Genomic DNA, 16,298 nt, shown 5'->3' on the forward strand with positions numbered 1-16,298 from the left:
AGGGTGCTTACACATGGCCTGATGGCCTCGATCCCCGAAGCGGTATGCTCCCGCTTCCCTCACTTTCACGCCTTTCCCCGCGCAACGCACCCATGTCCGCAGGACTCAATCTGGCCCAGCTCCAGGCCGTCCACTACACCGAAGGCCCCTGCCTGGTTCTGGCCGGCGCGGGCTCGGGCAAGACACGCGTGATCACGCACAAGATCGGGCGCCTGATCGAGATGGGCATGGCGCCGCGCCGCATCGCGGCCATCACCTTCACCAACAAGGCCGCAGCCGAAATGCGCGAGCGCGCGGCCGGCCTCATCGGCCGCCAGGCCAAGGACGTGCTGGTGTGCACCTTCCACGCCCTGGGCGTGCGCATGGTGCGCGAGGACGGCCATGTGCTGGGCCTCAAGCCCCAGTTCAGCATCCTGGACGCCGACGACGTGACGGGCATCCTCAAGGACTGCTCGGGCGGCACCACCGACCTGGCCACGGCGCGCCAGTGGCAGTGGACCATCAGCAACTGGAAGAACGCCGGCTGGGACAGCCGCAAGGCCCTGGCCATGGCCCAGGACGACAACGAGCGCAGCACGGCGCTGATCATGCAGCGCTACGAAGAGCGCCTGACCGCCTACCAGAGCGTGGATTTCGACGACCTGATCGGCATGCCCATGCGCCTGCTCAAGAACCACATCGAGGTGCGCGAGAAATGGCAGCGCCTGCTGGGCCATGTGCTGGTGGACGAATACCAGGACACCAACGCCACGCAGTACGAGCTGCTCAAGATGCTGGTGGGCAGCCGCGCCCACTTCACCGCCGTGGGCGACGACGACCAGAGCATCTACGGCTGGCGCGGCGCCACGCTGGACAACCTCAAGAAGCTGCCGGTGGAGTTCCCGCAGCTCAAGGTGATCAAGCTGGAGCAGAACTACCGCTCCACCTCGGCCATCCTGCGCGCGGCCAACAACGTCATCCAGCCCAACCCCAAGCTCTATCCGAAGACGCTGTTCTCGGAGTTGGGCGAGGGCGAGCCCGTGCGCATCGTGGACTGCGACACCGAGGAGCACGAGGCCGAGCGCGCCGTCGCCCGTATCCAGAGCCTGCGCGCGGCCAGCAACCCGCCGCCGGACTGGAAGGATTTCGCCATCCTCTACCGCGCCAACCACCAGGCCAAGCCCTTCGAGAAGGCCTTGCGCAAGGCCAGCATTCCCTACAAGGTCTCGGGCGGCACCAGCTTCTTCGACCGCGCCGAGATCAAGGACCTGTGCGCCTGGTTCCGGCTGTGGATCAACAACGACGACGACCCCGCCTTCCTGCGCGCCATCGGCACGCCCAGGCGCGGCATAGGCCACACCACGCTGGGCAAGCTGGGCGAGTTTTCCTCGCAGCACAAGCTCAGCATGTTCGGCGCCCTGTTCGCGCACATGCTGGAAGCGGCCCTGCCCAAGAAGGCGCATGACAGCCTGCTGGAGTTCGGCCGCTACATCAACGACCTCGAGTACCGCGCCCGCCACACGCTGGGCGCCGAGCAGTCGCGCGGCTTCATGCTCGACTGGCTCAAGGAGATCGGCTACGAGCAGTACCTCTACGACAGCGAGGACAGCGAATCGGTCGCCGCCGCGCGCTGGAGCAACGTGCTGGAGTTCTGCGACTGGATGTCCCAGCGCGCCGGCGGCCAGATCGAGGATGCGGCGGGCACGACCACGCACACCGAGGTCAAGAGCCTGCTGGAAGTGGCGCGCAACATCGCCCTGCTGTCCACCATCAGCGAGCGCGAGAAGGAGCAGGACATGGTCATCCTGTCCACCCTGCATGCCTCCAAGGGCCTGGAATGGCCGCATGTGATGCTGGTGGGCGTGACCGAGGGCATGCTGCCCTTCAAGCTCGACGACGACAACGGCCGCCAGCAGAAGGTCAGCGACGAAACCGCCCAGCGCCTGCAGGAAGAGCGCCGCCTCATGTACGTGGGCATCACGCGCGCCCGGCGCTCGCTGGCCGTGAGCTGGACCAAGCGCCGCAAGAAGGGGCGCGAGATGGTCTCCACCCTGCCCAGCCGCTTCATCAAGGAAATGGGCCTGGACGCCGCCACCTCGCGCGAGGACCCGCGCGAGAAGCTGCGCCAGCTGCGCGCAGAGTTCGCCCTCAAGGCACAGCAGTCCACGCCCGCCGACTCCTGATTCCAGAAAGACACCGCATGCGTTTTTACCGCCCCGTTCTCAGCCTGGCGCTGGTGGCCGTGACCACCGCCTGCTCCAGCACGGACCTGCAGACCACCACCCGGCCCACCCTCCAGGCCGCGCCCAAGGCCGCCCGCGCTGCCACCGCCCTGCCACACGCCCCATGCCCCGGCGACGAGGAGATGAAGGACAGCCAGCTGCAGGGCGAATGGACGGGAACCGTCGAAGGCCAGTCCCAGCCCGTGCGCCTGCAGCTGGGGCCGCACCCCCAGTGGAAGGGCAACGTCAAGGGCACGATCGCGCGCGGCGCAGACACCCGCCCCATGGTCGGCGACGTGGCCGATGACCACATCACGCTGGAAGAAAGCGCCGACGGCAAGCGCATCACCGCCACCTGGCTGGGCGATGTCGTCGAAGGCAGCTGCGCCCGCGAGATCCGCGGCAACTTCATCGAAGGCGACGATGCGGCGCCCCGGCCCTTCGTGCTGCGCAAGCTCGCGCCGTGACCGGCCCCCGAGCCTGCACACGAGCCCCCTGCTCCCTCTTCACTCATTACCCCTTACTCTTCGCTCCTTCCATCACCGGACCCAAGCCATGACGACTCCTACACACCTGGATCGCCGCAAGCGCCCAAGCCGCACGCCGACACCCCTGCAGTGGGCCCTGGCCATGGGACTGGGCGCCACGCCCTGGCTCGGCGCCCAGGCACAGACCGCGCCCCGCCCCCTGTCCGAGGACGCCTGGCGCCAGTGCGCCGCCACCACGGACAACCAGTCTCGCCTGGCCTGCTTCGACACGTGGGCTCAGCAGCAGCAGCCGCTGACCGCGCCGCCGGCCACCGGCTGGAGTGCTCCGGCCGCCAGCGCCGCAGCCGATCCTGGCGCCCTGCCCACGCCCGCCCCCGTGGTGACGGCCGACAGCGGCCAGGGCCTGGCGCTGCCCACCACGCCCACCAACGGCGGCTGCCGCGACCCGCGCTACAGCGAGCTGTCGCGCTACTTCGAGCTGGAACCGGGCAGCGACTGCGGCACCTTCAGCTTCCGCGGCTACCGGCCCATGTCCGTGTCCGTGGTGACGGCCGACCATGTCAACCGGCAGCCCACCACGCCCGGCAAGGACCCTGCGCAGTCGCAGCCCTACAAGACCGAGGAAATGCGCGTGCAGCTGTCCGTGCGCACCAAGGTCGCCCAGGGCCTGCTGACCAGCAGCACCTCGGCGGGCAAGGACTCGCTGTGGGTCGGCTACACCCAGCAGTCGTACTGGCAACTGTTCAGCCCCGCCATCTCGCGGCCCTTCCGCAACACGGACCACGAGCCCGAGATCTTCTACGTCTACCCCACCGATGCCCGGCTGCCCTTCGGCTGGCGCTGGCGCTACAGCGGCGTGGGCCTGGTGCACCAGTCCAACGGCCAGAGCGATCCGCTGTCGCGCAGCTGGAACCGCTGGTATCTGATGACCGGCTTCGAGCTGGACAACCGCTGGCAGCTGCACGCCAAGGCCTGGCAGCGCATCCGCGAAAGCGCCGAGCACGACGACAACCCGCGCATCCAGGACTACATAGGCCGGGGCGAGGTGAAACTGGGCTGGAACGTCAATGCACAGAACTATCTGGGCTTCACTGCGCGCGGCTCGCTGGGCCAGGGCCGTGGCTCCGGCCGCGTCGAATGGCTGCGCACCCTAGGCGAAGGATGGAACGGTGGCAAGAGCAATTTGCGCCTGCATGTCCAGCTTTTCAGCGGATACGGTGACAGCCTGATCGATTACAACTACAAGCGCACCGTGCTCAGCGTGGGTTTCAGTCTTCTGGACTTCTAGAAGACCGGCCCTCGCGGGGCACGCTTTGCCGCTTGCCCTTCGCGGGGAAGCCCCGTCCCGCTGGCTGCATTGCCAGCGGCCGGGGCCATGCGTCAGAATGCGCCGATGCCCCGGGCCTTTTCAGGCAGGCCCGGAACCCGCCCCAGAACGAACCGCGGAGGTCCGCCATGGATTTGCAATACCAGCTCAAGGCCGGCAGTTACTGCCTGTACGACATGCGCGAGACGCCCAGTGCCATCACGGGCGAGCGCCGCTGCCGGCTCAGGACCGAGCTGGTGGCCATTGCCTTCGACCTGGTCACGGGCCAGGTCCATGAGCATGGCTCGCCCACGCGCATCCATGCCTGGGCGCTGTGCACGCGCAGGCGGCTGCGCGCGGCCGGCGACTGGGACCAGGCCGACAGCATCGTCGTGGTCTCCGGGCCCCTGCCGGTGGATGAGATCAACAAATGCCTGGGCATACGCGGCTACTGCCGCCGCATGTTCCAGCGCCTGGCCAGCCTGCCGCACGGCAAGCTGCAACCCCACGCGCATGCGCACGCTCATGGTGCCTACGGAGCTTACGGCGCCCATGCAGGCCGGCACCAGTCCCATCAGGGCCAGCAACGGCGGGCCGCCTGAAAGCCCGCGCGCGCGGCACCCCCTCACTCGGGACCCAGGTCCTCTTCCCCTTCTTCATCGTGCGGCTCGGCATGCTTGACGATGGTCACGGGCAGCCGGCTGTTGCGTGCCACCTCGCGCGAGACCGAGCCGATCAGCACGCGCCGCAGGCCGCCCTGGCCCAGTGCACCGATGATGATCTGCTCGCAGCCCGTGCTCTCGGCAATGTCGGCCAGCGCGGCGGCGGGCTCGCCCAGGCCGATCTCCACCTCGTAGGAAATGCCGGCCGCCCGCACCAGGGCCACGGCCGGCGCCACCAGGTGCATGCCGGCGTCCACGCTGGCGGCGGCAATCATGTCCGAGTCCTGCGTGGCCAGCTCGAACAGCGAGGCTTCCTGCTGCACATGGGCCAGCACGAAATGCGCCTGCAGGCCCTGGCGCACCAGGGAGATGGCGTGGTGCACGGCATCCAGCGAGGGCTCGGACCCATCGACGGCAATCATGATCTTCAGCATGCGGACCTCCTTTTTTGTAGCTGGCGAATCGCAACCACCCCAGTGTAGACGCGGGCCGGCTAAGCCAGACGGGCTCCGGGGACAGTCACGGAGCGTCCGACACGCACATGCGGCCATCTGGGACAATGGAGGGCTATGCTGCAATTCGACCTGCTCAAGACCGATCCCTCCAGCCACGCGCGCCGCGGCCAGCTCACGCTCAACCACGGCGTGGTGCAGACACCCATCTTCATGCCCGTGGGCACCTATGGCACCGTCAAGGGCGTGATGCCGCGCAGCCTGCAGGAGATGGGCGCGCAGATCATCCTGGGCAACACCTTCCACCTGTGGATGCGCCCGGGGCTGGACATCATGCAGAGCTTCGGCGGCCTGCACGGCTTCGAGAAGTGGGACAAGCCCATCCTCACCGACTCGGGCGGATTCCAGGTCTGGAGCCTGGGGGCCATGCGCAAGATCACCGAGGAAGGCGTGCACTTCGCCAGCCCGGTCAACGGCGACAAGCTGTTCATGTCGCCCGAAGTCAGCATGCAGATCCAGACCGTGCTGAACTCGGACATCGTCATGCAGCTGGACGAATGCACGCCCTACGAGACCAACGGCCACAAGACCACCGAGGCCGAGGCACGCAAGAGCATGGAGATGAGCCGCCGCTGGGCCAAGCGCTCCAGCGACGAGTTCCAGCGCCTGGGCAACCCCAATGCGCTGTTCGGCATCGTGCAGGGCGGCATGTACGAGAACCTGCGCGAGGAATCGCTGCAGGCCCTGGTCGAGATGGACTTCCCCGGCTATGCCGTGGGCGGCGTCTCGGTGGGCGAGCCCAAGGACGAGATGCTGGCCATCATGGCCCACACGCCCCACCGCCTGCCGGCCCACAAGCCGCGCTACCTGATGGGCGTGGGCACGCCCGAGGACCTGGTGCAGGGCGTGGCCGACGGCGTGGACATGTTCGACTGCGTCATGCCCACGCGCAATGCGCGCAACGGCACCATCTTCACGCGCTATGGCGACCTGAAGATCCGCAACGCACGCCACAAGACCGACCACCAGCCGCTGGACCCCAGCTGCACCTGCCATGCCTGCGCAGGCACCAGCGGCGTGAGCTGGGAGCAAGGCGGGCGCGACGGCTTCTCGCGCGCCTACCTGCACCACCTGGACCGCTGCGGCGAGATGCTGGGCCCCATGCTCACCACCATCCACAACCTGCACTACTACCTGAACCTGATGCAGGAAGTGCGCAATGCGCTGGAGGCGGGCAACTTCACTGAAATGCGCGCACGCTTCAAGGCCGAGCGCGCCCGGGGCGTCTGACGCCCCTCAGCCGATTACTCGAGTCGCTCAGATCACTCAGGTCGCCAGGTCCTTGAGCGACCAGGACACGCCGGTCTCGAAGCCGGCGCGCATCTCGTCGGCCACGCGCTCCAGTTCGTCCAGAAACAGCCGCATGGCGGCTGCCTTGGTGTAGCCGATGCGCTGGTACAGGCAGCCGGGCAACTGCGCACCTGCGTCATGCAGGGGCCGCCAGAGCAGGCGGCCGGCCGCCACATCCTCGGCCACGTTGTCGGGCACCAGGAATCCCAGGGCCGTGCTGCCGGCCACCAGGCGCCGCACCATGGGCACGGAGCTGGTCTCCACCAGCGGCCGCTGCTGGTGCAGGGCCGCGCTGTCCATCTGCTCCAGCATGCTGCGCAGCTCCATGCCCGGCGCCATCAGGATCAGCGGATAGTCCACGCAATCGCGCAGGCGCAGCAGGCGCGGCTCGGTGGCCAGCGGATGGCCGGGGGCCATCACCGCGCCCAGCGGCTGGGGCCAGGCGCGCACCTCCTGCACGCCCGGCGGCGGCGGGCGGCGCAGGCAATAGGCCACATCGATCTCTCCCTGCGCCACGCCGCGCAGCAGCTCCTCGCCCGTGCCCGAACGCACGCTGAAGGTGATGCCCGGATAGCGCCCGTGCAGGCTGGCGATCACCAGGGGCAGCAGGTACTCGGCCGTGGCATGGGACACGCCCACGCGCACATGGCCCCGGCGCAGGGCGCGCAGGTCCTCCACCTGGGCCAGCGCGTTGTCGAAGTCACGCTGGCTGCGCCGCACGGCCGCCAGCATCAGCTCCCCGGCCGTTGTCAGCTGCATGCCGCGCGGCAGGCGGTCGAACAGCGGCACGCCGACCTGGGCCTCCAGATTGAGGATTTGCTGGTTCACGGCGGCCGCCGTCAGGTGCAGCGTGACGGCGGCCTTGCGCACCGAGCCACGGCGCGCCACCTCGTCAAAACAGCGAAAGGCCTGGGAGATTGCGGGCATGGCGCGGAGTGTAAATTTTTATCTGACACCTCATCCAAAACAAACAGCTATTCCTGACGCTTGCGACTGCCTAGAGTGGCGCTCATTCCCGGCCTCCTTTGAAAGCAGCCCATGGCAAGCACCGTAGACCAAGTCACCCAGCGCCGCCGCGGCGTCGGACTCATCGCCCACGACCCCGCCCTCTCGGCCGGCGGCTACACCCTGATCGCGCCGCAGACGGCCGACGGCCATGTCTACCTGGTGGACATCGAAGGCCGCGTGGCCCATGAATGGAAGCTGCCCGTGCGCGCGGGCCGGCACGCCGTGATCCTGCCCAACGGCAACCTCGGCTACAACGGCAACCACCCCCGCTCGCCAGACCGCTATGCGCCGTGGTCCATGTGGCATGGCGGCGATTTCTACGAGGTCACGCCGCAGGGCGAGATCGTCTGGCGCCACGAGGACCCGGACCACCACCATGACGCGCAGTGGCTGCCCAACGGCCATCTGCTCTATGCCGCCTGCGCGCCCGTGCCTGCGGGCTTTGCCGAGCGCGTGCCCGGCGGCACCGCGCACGGGCCCGGCGAGGTGATGTACGGCGACGTGATCCGCGAAGTGGACCGCAGCGGCCGCCTGGTCTGGGAATGGAAGGCCTGGGAGCATCTGGCGCCCGAGGACTTCCCCATCCACCCGGGCTTCGGCCGCTACCACTGGCCGCTGGTCAACGGCCTGGGCGTGAGGGCCGACGGCAGCGTGCTCATGAGCCTGCGCACCACCTCCGGCATCATTGCCGTGGACAAGGCCAGCGGCGCGGTGACGCTGCACATTCCACCCTCGGTGGTCTCGCACCAGCATGCGCCCGTGGCGCTGGACAACGGCCACATCCTGGCCTTCGACAACGGCAACTTCCGCGAAGGCGCCCATGTGGCCTTCTCGCGCGTGGTGGAGATCGATCCTGCCGACCACCGCGTGGTCTGGAGCTACCAGGACGAGATGGTCAACGCCTTCTACACCGCCTTCATGGGCAATGCCCAGCGCCTGTGGAACGGCAACACCCACATCACCGAATCGGCCACGGGCCGGCTCTTCGAGGTCACGCCTGCGGGGGAGGTGGTCTGGGAATACATCCTGCCCTGGTTCGCCGAGTACCCCGATGCCGCAGCGCGCCGCACCGGCCCCGGACGGCTCAACAGCGTGTTCCAGACCTGGCGCTACCACGCGGACCAGCTGCCCTGGCTGGGTGCCGCCGGGAGGCTGTCATGAGCCTCAACCGCAGGCAACTGGCGGCCTGGATGCTGGGCGCGCCCTGGCTGTCATCGGCAGCCCGTGCGTCCACGGCGGGGGTCGACGCCTGGCCCAGCCAGCCGCTGACCGTGGTCGTGCCCTTTTCGCCGGGCGGCAGCGTGGACGTGGCCGCGCGCCTGGTCATGCCGCGCCTGGCGGAGCGGCTGCGCCAGCCCGTGGTCATAGAAAACACCGTGGGCGCCTCGGGCACCATCGCCACCCAGCGGGTGATCAAGGCCAGGCCGGACGGTCATACCGCGCTGTTCGGCGTGGCCAGCTGCGTGCTCATTGCGCCGCTGGTGTCGCCAGAGCGCTTCCGGTATGACGGCCTCAGGGAACTGCTGCCCGTGGCGCCCGTGGCCTCTTCGGCCTTCGTGCTGGCAGGCCGTCCCGACCTGCCGGCCACCACGGCGGCCGAACTGGTGCAGTTGTCGCGCCAGCAGCCGGGCCGGCTGACCGTGGGCACCGATGGCGTGGGCACCAGCCTGCACCTGACCGCAGAAATGCTCCAGCAACAGGCCGGCCTGTCATGGACGCATGTGCCCTACAAATCCGGCCCGCAGGCGCTGACCGAGCTGGCGGGCGGGCAGATCGACCTGGCCGTGCTGCCCGTGGCCCTGGTCCAGTCCTTTGTACGCGAAGGCAAGCTGCGTGGCCTGGGCGTGACCTCGCGCCTGCGCGCCGCCACCTTGCCGCAGATACCCAGCCTGCAGGAAACGCCGGTCTGGCAGTCCTTTGATGTCGAGGCCTGGCAGGGCCTGCTGCTGCCGGCCCGCACCGACGCCCGCATTGCCGAGCGCCTGGCCCGCGAGACCGCAGCCGTGCTGGCCGAGCCGGATCTGGTGCGCAAGCTCGCCGACGCCGGCTTCAAGCCCATGGCCATGGAGCAAGCCCAGTTCATTGCCCACCTGGAGAGGGAGAGAAAGCTGCTGGAGGCCACGGTGCACGCCGCCCGCATCCACGGAGCGGGCTGATGCAGCCGCGGTAGCCTCGGTGCGGCAGGTGCGGCCGGCCAGGCCCTACTGCATGGCGCCGGGCGCGGCAAACGAGAAGCTGGCCATCTGCACCAGGGCCCGGCCCCGGGTCAACAGGTAGGAATGCGCAGGGGACTGCGCGCGTGGCTGCAGCCTGAAGAAGGACTTGCCGCCACAGCACTGGCCCACCATCTCGAACTCCGCGCCCTCCAGCCGGCAGCCCACCTGCAGGCCGGGCGCAGGCTCATGGGTGATGGCGGACAGCTGCGACACGCGCAGCAGCGCATCGGGCTCGGGCAGCACGGTGCGTTGGGCACTGCCATCGGCATGCTCCACATGCACGGACCGGCCCGCCAGCGCATTGCGCGGATAGACGATCTCCAGCCCTGCGCATCCACCGCGCAGGCCGCGCTGCAGGCCTCCCTCCATGCCATCCAGGGCGCGCGCCCAGGCCGTGAAGCCCAGCCCGCGCGCCGACCCCGCGATGCGCACGCGCCATGCCAGGCGCAGGGCACCACAGTCCACCGCGGTTTCGTAGAGGACCTCGAAGCGGTCGCCTTTCTCGCGCAAGCTCAGTTCGCCGCTGCCATGCACGCAGCGGTCTCCCTGTTCATCACGCACCGCAAAGGCCACGGAGCGCAGGACCTCCAGGCTGCCGTAGCGGACGCTGCGCAGGCAGCCATCGGCCAGTTCAGCACTGAGCGGCCCGGCCTGCAGCTGGCGGGGCCTGGACGACAAACGCCCTTCCCAACCCGCAATGTCTACGGCCATGTTCCCGGCGATGTTGCCGGCGGTTTCAGCGATCCATTGATTCATATGCACATCCCAGCCCGTCCTGGACAGGGTGCCGATGCTATGGACGATCCGTGCGAATGAATAACGATGTTTTCTGGCACTCGTCGTGAGCTGCACTCACAAGCCACACGCCACAGGCAGTCAGGCAGGCGTTGCGCTGGGGGCCGGCCGGGCCTGCTGCGGCTCCAGCACGGTGCAGTTGCGGCCCTGGGCCTTGCCACGGTAAAGCGCCGCATCGGCACGCGCAATGGTCGCCTCCACCGACTCGCCCGCGCGGTACTGCGCGGCGCCCAGCGTGCAGGTGACGCGGGCGCCCTCGCCCAGGGTCTGCGTCCACGGGGCTTCGGCAATGCGCAGGCGCAGGCGCTCCAGCAATTCGCTGGCCTGGGCGAGGTCGGTGTCGGGCAGCACCAGCAGGAACTCCTCACCGCCATAGCGGCCCACGCCATCGGCACTGCGCAGCTGCGACTTCAGCAGCGTTCCGAAGGCGCGCAGCACGCGGTCGCCGCCCTCATGGCCAAAGCTGTCGTTGATGCGCTTGAAGTGGTCTATGTCCAGCAGCGCCACGCACAGCACCGTGCCACGGTCGTGGGCGGCGGTGCGCACCTCGTGCAGCCGCTCGATCACGCCCCGGCGGTTGCTGACGCCGGTCAGGTCGTCATGGCGCAGCAGGGCCTCGATCTGCGCCAGCGCCGTGGCCAGCTTGTCATTGGCGATGCCCAGCCGGTACTGCATGCTGCGAAAGAAGGTGGCCTGCACGCTGCAGCGCACCACGGCACCGAGCACCACGCCGAAGGCCAGCAACTGGCCTGCAGCCGTGTCCGTGGTCATGCGCATCAGCGGCCCCCGCCAGAGAATGATGGCCGCCACGGCGATGAGCGTGCCTATCCAGGTCAGCCAGAAGCTGGTGCGGCTGCGCGCCAGGAAACCGTCGGCGCTGAAGGCGATCAGCATCACCATGGACTGGAACGCCAGCGCAGGGGCGGCCATGACCATGCCCAGCACGCCGATGATGGACACCAGCTGGTGCGTGAGGAACATGCCGGGATCGCGCAGCCTGTGGCACCAGTCGCTGGCATAGGCCCAGGTGATGAAGCCCATGCCCGCCACCACCCACAGGCCATAGCCCAGCACCACGGCCCAGGGCGCATAGCCGGCCCAGGCATGGCCCAGAAACAGCAGCAGCGCATAGATATGGCTGACCAGCACGGAGATGTGCAGTTGCCAGGTGCGGCGCTTCCAGCGCTCCAGGTGCAGCGCCTCGTCCACCAACGGCGACGCCGGCTTCGGCCCCCACAGGAGACGGTCCGGGAAATTCCGAGAAATGGAGGAAAGCACGGGCATGCGAAGAAGCGCGGCGGGCCGGCGGCCCTCATGGGCGCCCATTGTGACCGCATCCGGGAAATCCCGGGGATTGCATCCTTCTCGCCTAGGAGGTACGTGGCGGCCGCACGTCCTCGGCCACCACGATCTGGTTGCGCCCGCAGGCGCGGCCATGCGCGAGGGCCGCTTCGGCACGCTGCACCAGCCGCTCCGAGGTTTCGCCCGCCTGGAACTCCGCCACGGCCAGGGTCAGGGTCAGCGGGTCCTTGTCGGGGTCGGGGATGGGCTTTTCGCTCCAGTGCTGCTGGCGCACGCCCTCGCGCACGCGCTGCAGCGCCCAGACGGCCTGGACGGAGGCGGTATCCGGCATCACCAGCATGAAGGTGTCATCGCGGTAGCGGCCTATGCCGTCCACCGTGCGCAGGTGGGTGACCAGCAGGCCGCTGAGCATGAGCAGCACCCGGTCCTGCAGCGATGGTCCCTTGTGCGGCGGGTGCACGCCCGCACGCTCCACCCAGGGGTCCAGCTCCAGCAGCACCACACAAAACGGTTCAGGCTTGCGCGCATGGCGTTCGCGCAGGCCATCGACGGCATCCATCAATCGCGAGTAATTGGCCACGCCGGTCAGCGTGTCGCGCCCCGTGGGCAATTGCAGCGAGCCCACGCGGGTCTGCAGCTGCTGCACATCGTCGGCCAGTTGGCCGCAGTAGCTGGACAGCTGCGCCAGTTCCTCGGTGTACTGGCGCTGCATGCGGCTCAGTGCCTGCCACAGGGCCAGCGCATGCACGGCCAGCGGCAGCAGCACGCTGGCCAGCCACAGAATGCGCACGGCGACCGAGCCCGGTGCCATCTGCGGCATGGGCCTGGCCACCACCACGGCGCAGAGCATGGCCAGCATGGCGCACAGCAGCACGATCTGGCCTGCGGGCAGGTGCAGCGCCTGCTCGCGCTCGCCATCCCAGGGCAGCCAGGCGATGGCGGCCAGCCACAGCAGGGCAGAGGCCCAGGCCAGCGAGGGCTGCCAGGCCGCCAGCAGCAAGGCCATCGTGGCCTGTATCCAGCCGTGGCCGCGCAGCGTCCGGGTCAGCGGCAGGCCGGCAGCATGGCAGCGCCAGACCCAGGCCATGCCGGCCAGGGCCGACAGCGCGGCGTAGGCCGCCCAGGCTTTCCATGAAGAAGGGCCGGCCAGCACATGGCCGGCCAGCAGGGCAGCCCCCACGGCCCAGGCCGCCAGGGGAAGAAGATGGGCGGACGCGCCGGCCGGTGGGTGGGCGGGCTGCGCTGGCGTGTGTTGTGGGGGATACGGCAGCTGGCGTGACATGGCATCCTCGCTGAAGACATCTGCGCCCCGGCCGAGCGCGCAAGCCATGGTGTACCACAACCCCGCGCAGCTTCAAGGGTCTTGCCGGCTCCGGCCGACACCGCCACGGCCGTCGCCAGGGCCACTTCAGGCGGGGGTCAGGCGGGCTCAGCCAGACTCAACCCGGTGCCGGCCCGGCCTCCTGCACGGGAGGCAGGGGAGCCACGGCAGGCGCAGCGGACGTGGAAGGCAGCACGGCTCCCGGCTTCCTGCGGTTGCCATCGGCCTGGGTGCCGCAGCTGTGGCAATAGTGCACAAAGGCGCTCTTGCGGGTATTGCAGCTGCCGCAACGGTCGAACAGGCCTATGCCGCAGTGGGGGCAGAAATCGATGGCGCCGTCCTTCAGGTCCACGGGGCGCTCGCAGCCCGGGCATACGCCCTTGGCCAGGCGGGCCAGGGCCACGTCGTAGCCCAGTTCCTGGCGCCGCTGCGTCTCGGGCAGTGACTCCTGCTGCTTTTGCCGCTCCAGGTAGCGGTTCAGGCCCAGAATGGCCGCACGCCCCAGCAGCACCGTCACCACGATGCCGACCACATAGCGCACGTAACCGCCGTAGTCGGGCAGGTAGGGCACGAGTTCGACGAAGAAGGCGAACAGCGCAAAGAAGATGAAGCCCCAGACAAAGGGCCACCAGGTGCTCTTGCGTTGTTTGGCGAACAGCCAGCCGGCCACCAGCAGCAGGGGCAGGGTCAGCGCCAGGCGGTAGAGGAAGACGCGCAGCTCGATGGCGCGCATCTCCTTGCGCCAGGCCTCCATGGCACCGTCGCGCAGCCCGTCCCACTGGCGGTTGGCCGCGTCCAGGCGCTGGCGTGCCTGCAGGCTGGCATCCTGCAGCCGCTCCACGGAGGCGCGTGCGGTGTTCTCTTCCTGCTTGATGGCATCCAGCGCCTGGGTGCGCGACAGCAGCTCGCTGTCCTGCTCGGGCCGGGCCGTGGCGCGGCGCGTGGCCACCCAGTTGTCGAAGGTCTCGCGCGCCGAGCGGTAGCGCGCCTGCGTGGCCTGGTACTTGAGGCGCGCGTTCTGCAGCGCCGTCTCCGCCTTGTCGTGATCGGCATCGGCGGCCTTGATCTCGGCCTTGACGGGCTCGGCCGCAGCGGGTGCGATGAAGTCCTCCACCGTGCGCGGCGACTCGACCTGGGGCAGGTCCCCCACCACCAGGCCGCCCAGGCCGATGAGGAACGAGGCGAACACCACCGCCACCAGCCACAGGCCTCGGCGGAACCATTTCTCGGGCAGACGCAGGGCCTTGCTCATGGGGAAACTCCTGTTTCAGTGTCCTGCGGCCGGGGAAGACCGCAGGCGGAGGAAAAGCCGGCCTGGCTCAGGGCAGCACGCGCACCGGACCCGCCAGCTGGCTGCGCTGCAGCCACTGCGTCACCGACTCCACGGTCACGGTCTCTATGCGGCTGGCATAGCGCTTGTCGTTGGGATGATCGTCGAAGGCGATGTTGGCAGCCGTCACGCGCCCGCCCAGCCGCGACAGGGCGCGGATGACCAGCACGCCGGGCTCGTAGCCCTTGAACTGCAGCCAGGCCTGGGCCTGCTCGCGCCGCTGCACCGTGGCCGGCTCCATGGCGGCGGCCAGGGTTTCGGTGGCCCACTGGTTGGACTGCTGGTAGCGCTGGCCCCAGGCATAGCTGACCATGCTGTAGGGCTCGTGCTGCAGGCGCAGCACGGTCTGGGGCTGGGTCAGAAAGGTCCACAGCGCCTGCTGCACGGCGGGCGTGGGCACCTGAACGCCGGCCTCGTAGCGCCACAGGTCGTCCAGAAAGAACTCGCCCAGGCCCTGGCGGTAGACATGGCCGCCTGCCGTGCCGCATTCGTTGAGCTTGTGCGCCACGCGCCAGGGGCCTTCGGGGGTCCTGTAGGCCCAGCCGTAGTGGGAATAGTGCAGGTCGTACTTGCTCAGGTCCTGGCCCACGCGCGCCAGCAGCACGACACGGGTGCCGTTCTTCGCATATTCGGCATCCAGCGCCTGGGATGTGCGCTGGGCCAGGTCCAGCCCCTTTTGCAGGGATTGGGGGGTGAGGGGCTTGTCCTCGCAGCTGCGCCCTGCATGGGCCGTGCCCAGCGCAGCGGCCAGCAGCAGCACCAGGCAGGCGGCACGGGCCACAGGGGAAGGGGAAAGAGGCGGTTTCATGGCGGGCATCACAGGCGTTCGTTGTGCAGCAGGGCCTTGCCCATCTCGTTGGGAATGAAGGCCAGCACCTTGCCGGCCGCCGAGATGACAACGCCTGCGCCGATCACGCTGCAGGTCAGCACCGTGCCCACGGCATAGGCCGAGGCGGAGGCGCCCCGCCCCACCACTTCCACGCTGGCCTGGGCGCCGTCGGAGGCACGCTCGAGCAGATAGACCGTGCCCGTGGCCGAGGCCTGCACCGCCTTCACGGTCAGCACCGCGCCGCCCACCGACAGCGCGGCCGGCAAGGCCACCACGGCGCCAGCGGCCGTCGAAGCCACCGAAGCCGTGCCCACCACGGAGGCCACGGGCAGCATGGACAGCGCCACGGAGGCCTCGCTTTGCGCATGGGCAGGCGCCATGGCCAGGGCTGCGCACAGCGCACCAGCGGCCAGCAGGGCACGCGGCAGGCGCGCGAAAACGGATTGGTTGACCATCATTGCTTGGACTCCTGGAAATGCGGGGAAGGGGTGGACATCACTCGGCGTCGGCCGGTTGCGCGGCCTCGCGGCGGCCATGCATGCGGGCCTGCGCCAGGTCGGCCTCGTGGCGGTCACGCAGCATCTTGGCCAGCGTGAAGGCGGTAGTGATGAGATAGAGCCAGCTCACGCCCAGGAAGGCCTTGTAGGTCACGTTGATGTCCATGCTCACCAGCCCCCAGCCGGTCAGCGCCATGGACACGGCAAAGCCGGCCCAGACCACCAGCTTCCACATGGGCGTGTCGCCTGCGCCGCTGCGGCCGCCCTCGTTGTCCCGCACGAACTTGGCCAGCACGAAGGCGGCCGAGAGGCAGAACACATAGCCCATCACCATGAAGGCCTGCTCCAGCTGCTCGCCGGGCAGCCATGCCAGGCCGATGGCGCACAGCGAGACCGCAATGCCGAACGACACCCACACCTGCAGTTGCCAGGCCCGGGTATCACGCTGAACGACGATGGGAGAAGAGGACATTTGCCGAGGTGCCCCTCAAGGGCATTGGTTGAACACGGGACGCATGGTGCCCAGACGTAACTTGCGTGT

16 protein-coding genes are annotated in these 16,298 nt (G+C 68.9%); 7 read left to right on the forward strand and 9 right to left on the reverse strand.

The genetic code is table 11. From position 1 onward, the window contains the following. Positions 1–92 precede the first annotated feature (92 nt). The 4 genes from ACM14_RS22835 (at position 93) to ACM14_RS22850 (ending at position 4,597) form a co-directional block, all read left to right on the forward strand. Positions 93–2,162, forward strand: coding sequence for an ATP-dependent helicase (locus ACM14_RS22835; RefSeq protein WP_013800309.1), 2,070 nt, complete (start codon positions 93–95; stop codon positions 2,160–2,162). Between the two features lie 17 nt (positions 2,163–2,179). Continuing rightward, on the forward strand, positions 2,180–2,668 hold the full coding sequence (locus tag ACM14_RS22840; protein ID WP_013800308.1) for a hypothetical protein: 489 nt from the start codon (positions 2,180–2,182) through the stop codon (positions 2,666–2,668). A gap of 88 nt (positions 2,669–2,756) precedes the next feature. Beyond that, positions 2,757–3,977 carry a phospholipase A gene (locus ACM14_RS22845; protein ID WP_012202484.1) on the forward strand — a complete coding sequence of 407 codons (1,221 nt, stop codon included), beginning with the start codon at positions 2,757–2,759 and terminating at the stop codon, positions 3,975–3,977. Between the two features lie 167 nt (positions 3,978–4,144). Continuing rightward, complete coding sequence (locus tag ACM14_RS22850; RefSeq protein WP_012202483.1) at positions 4,145–4,597, forward strand: hypothetical protein; 453 nt, start codon at positions 4,145–4,147, stop codon at positions 4,595–4,597. A gap of 23 nt (positions 4,598–4,620) precedes the next feature. Here the strand turns inward: ACM14_RS22850 and ACM14_RS22855 are convergent, their stop codons facing one another. Then, positions 4,621–5,091, reverse strand: coding sequence for a universal stress protein (locus tag ACM14_RS22855; protein WP_034397960.1), 471 nt, complete (start codon positions 5,089–5,091; stop codon positions 4,621–4,623). Between the two features lie 135 nt (positions 5,092–5,226). On the opposite strand from ACM14_RS22855, the gene tgt reads away from it, so the two are divergent. Then, the gene (gene tgt, locus ACM14_RS22860; RefSeq protein ID WP_012202481.1) at positions 5,227–6,399 is read left to right on the forward strand and encodes a tRNA guanosine(34) transglycosylase Tgt; all 1,173 of its coding nucleotides are present in this window, start codon (positions 5,227–5,229) and stop codon (positions 6,397–6,399) included. Between the two features lie 36 nt (positions 6,400–6,435). Here tgt and ACM14_RS22865 read toward each other — a convergent pair whose 3' ends face one another. Beyond that, positions 6,436–7,386: a LysR family transcriptional regulator gene (locus tag ACM14_RS22865; RefSeq protein ID WP_012202480.1), complete on the reverse strand. Its 951-nt coding sequence runs from the start codon at positions 7,384–7,386 to the stop codon at positions 6,436–6,438. 111 nt (positions 7,387–7,497) lie between these two features. Between ACM14_RS22865 and ACM14_RS22870 the strand changes: the two genes are divergently transcribed. Beyond that, positions 7,498–8,628, forward strand: coding sequence for an aryl-sulfate sulfotransferase (locus ACM14_RS22870; protein ID WP_013800306.1), 1,131 nt, complete (start codon positions 7,498–7,500; stop codon positions 8,626–8,628). Next, entirely contained in the window at positions 8,625–9,623 is a 999-nt protein-coding gene (locus ACM14_RS22875; protein ID WP_065347381.1) for a tripartite tricarboxylate transporter substrate binding protein, read from the forward strand. The genes ACM14_RS22870 and ACM14_RS22875 overlap by 4 nt, the downstream gene beginning before the upstream one ends. 45 nt (positions 9,624–9,668) lie before the next feature. On the opposite strand, the gene ACM14_RS22880 is transcribed toward ACM14_RS22875, so the two are convergent. From ACM14_RS22880 to ACM14_RS22910, 7 genes are all read right to left on the reverse strand, one after another. After that, positions 9,669–10,439 (reverse strand): hypothetical protein, encoded by a 771-nt coding sequence (locus tag ACM14_RS22880; protein WP_065347382.1) that lies wholly within the window; start codon positions 10,437–10,439, stop codon positions 9,669–9,671. Between the two features lie 120 nt (positions 10,440–10,559). Beyond that, the gene (locus ACM14_RS22885; RefSeq protein WP_254662117.1) at positions 10,560–11,687 is read right to left on the reverse strand and encodes a diguanylate cyclase; all 1,128 of its coding nucleotides are present in this window, start codon (positions 11,685–11,687) and stop codon (positions 10,560–10,562) included. A 160-nt stretch (positions 11,688–11,847) separates the two neighbouring features. Then, positions 11,848–13,062 carry a GGDEF domain-containing protein gene (locus ACM14_RS22890; protein WP_065347391.1) on the reverse strand — a complete coding sequence of 405 codons (1,215 nt, stop codon included), beginning with the start codon at positions 13,060–13,062 and terminating at the stop codon, positions 11,848–11,850. A 157-nt stretch (positions 13,063–13,219) separates the two neighbouring features. Beyond that, positions 13,220–14,353, reverse strand: a complete 1,134-nt coding sequence (locus ACM14_RS22895; RefSeq protein WP_013800301.1) for a zinc ribbon domain-containing protein — start codon at positions 14,351–14,353, stop codon at positions 13,220–13,222. 67 nt (positions 14,354–14,420) lie between these two features. Then, positions 14,421–15,239 carry a DUF2145 domain-containing protein gene (locus ACM14_RS22900; protein WP_013800300.1) on the reverse strand — a complete coding sequence of 273 codons (819 nt, stop codon included), beginning with the start codon at positions 15,237–15,239 and terminating at the stop codon, positions 14,421–14,423. 8 nt (positions 15,240–15,247) lie between these two features. Continuing rightward, positions 15,248–15,718, reverse strand: a complete 471-nt coding sequence (locus ACM14_RS22905; RefSeq protein WP_013800299.1) for a hypothetical protein — start codon at positions 15,716–15,718, stop codon at positions 15,248–15,250. Positions 15,719–15,755: 37 nt separating this feature from the next. After that, a complete protein-coding gene (locus ACM14_RS22910) occupies positions 15,756–16,229 on the reverse strand; it encodes a YiaA/YiaB family inner membrane protein (RefSeq protein WP_065347385.1) in 474 nt (157 codons plus the stop codon). Positions 16,230–16,298: the final 69 nt, after the last annotated feature.

The organism is Delftia sp. JD2 (assembly GCF_001682645.1).
Taxonomy (GTDB): domain Bacteria; phylum Pseudomonadota; class Gammaproteobacteria; order Burkholderiales; family Burkholderiaceae_C; genus Comamonas; species Comamonas acidovorans.

Coding starts and splice junctions, on each gene's coding strand:
- ACM14_RS22900 (WP_013800300.1), bottom strand. CDS start 15,239: ATGAAACCGCCTCTTTCCCCTTCCCCTGTGGCCCGTGCCGCCTGCCTG.
- ACM14_RS22905 (WP_013800299.1), bottom strand. CDS start 15,718: ATGATGGTCAACCAATCCGTTTTCGCGCGCCTGCCGCGTGCCCTGCTG.
- ACM14_RS22895 (WP_013800301.1), bottom strand. CDS start 14,353: ATGAGCAAGGCCCTGCGTCTGCCCGAGAAATGGTTCCGCCGAGGCCTG.
- ACM14_RS22865 (WP_012202480.1), bottom strand. CDS start 7,386: ATGCCCGCAATCTCCCAGGCCTTTCGCTGTTTTGACGAGGTGGCGCGC.
- tgt (WP_012202481.1), top strand. CDS start 5,227: ATGCTGCAATTCGACCTGCTCAAGACCGATCCCTCCAGCCACGCGCGC.
- ACM14_RS22910 (WP_065347385.1), bottom strand. CDS start 16,229: ATGTCCTCTTCTCCCATCGTCGTTCAGCGTGATACCCGGGCCTGGCAA.
- ACM14_RS22840 (WP_013800308.1), top strand. CDS start 2,180: ATGCGTTTTTACCGCCCCGTTCTCAGCCTGGCGCTGGTGGCCGTGACC.
- ACM14_RS22880 (WP_065347382.1), bottom strand. CDS start 10,439: ATGAATCAATGGATCGCTGAAACCGCCGGCAACATCGCCGGGAACATG.
- ACM14_RS22875 (WP_065347381.1), top strand. CDS start 8,625: ATGAGCCTCAACCGCAGGCAACTGGCGGCCTGGATGCTGGGCGCGCCC.
- ACM14_RS22835 (WP_013800309.1), top strand. CDS start 93: ATGTCCGCAGGACTCAATCTGGCCCAGCTCCAGGCCGTCCACTACACC.
- ACM14_RS22870 (WP_013800306.1), top strand. CDS start 7,498: ATGGCAAGCACCGTAGACCAAGTCACCCAGCGCCGCCGCGGCGTCGGA.
- ACM14_RS22890 (WP_065347391.1), bottom strand. CDS start 13,062: ATGTCACGCCAGCTGCCGTATCCCCCACAACACACGCCAGCGCAGCCC.
- ACM14_RS22845 (WP_012202484.1), top strand. CDS start 2,757: ATGACGACTCCTACACACCTGGATCGCCGCAAGCGCCCAAGCCGCACG.
- ACM14_RS22855 (WP_034397960.1), bottom strand. CDS start 5,091: ATGCTGAAGATCATGATTGCCGTCGATGGGTCCGAGCCCTCGCTGGAT.
- ACM14_RS22850 (WP_012202483.1), top strand. CDS start 4,145: ATGGATTTGCAATACCAGCTCAAGGCCGGCAGTTACTGCCTGTACGAC.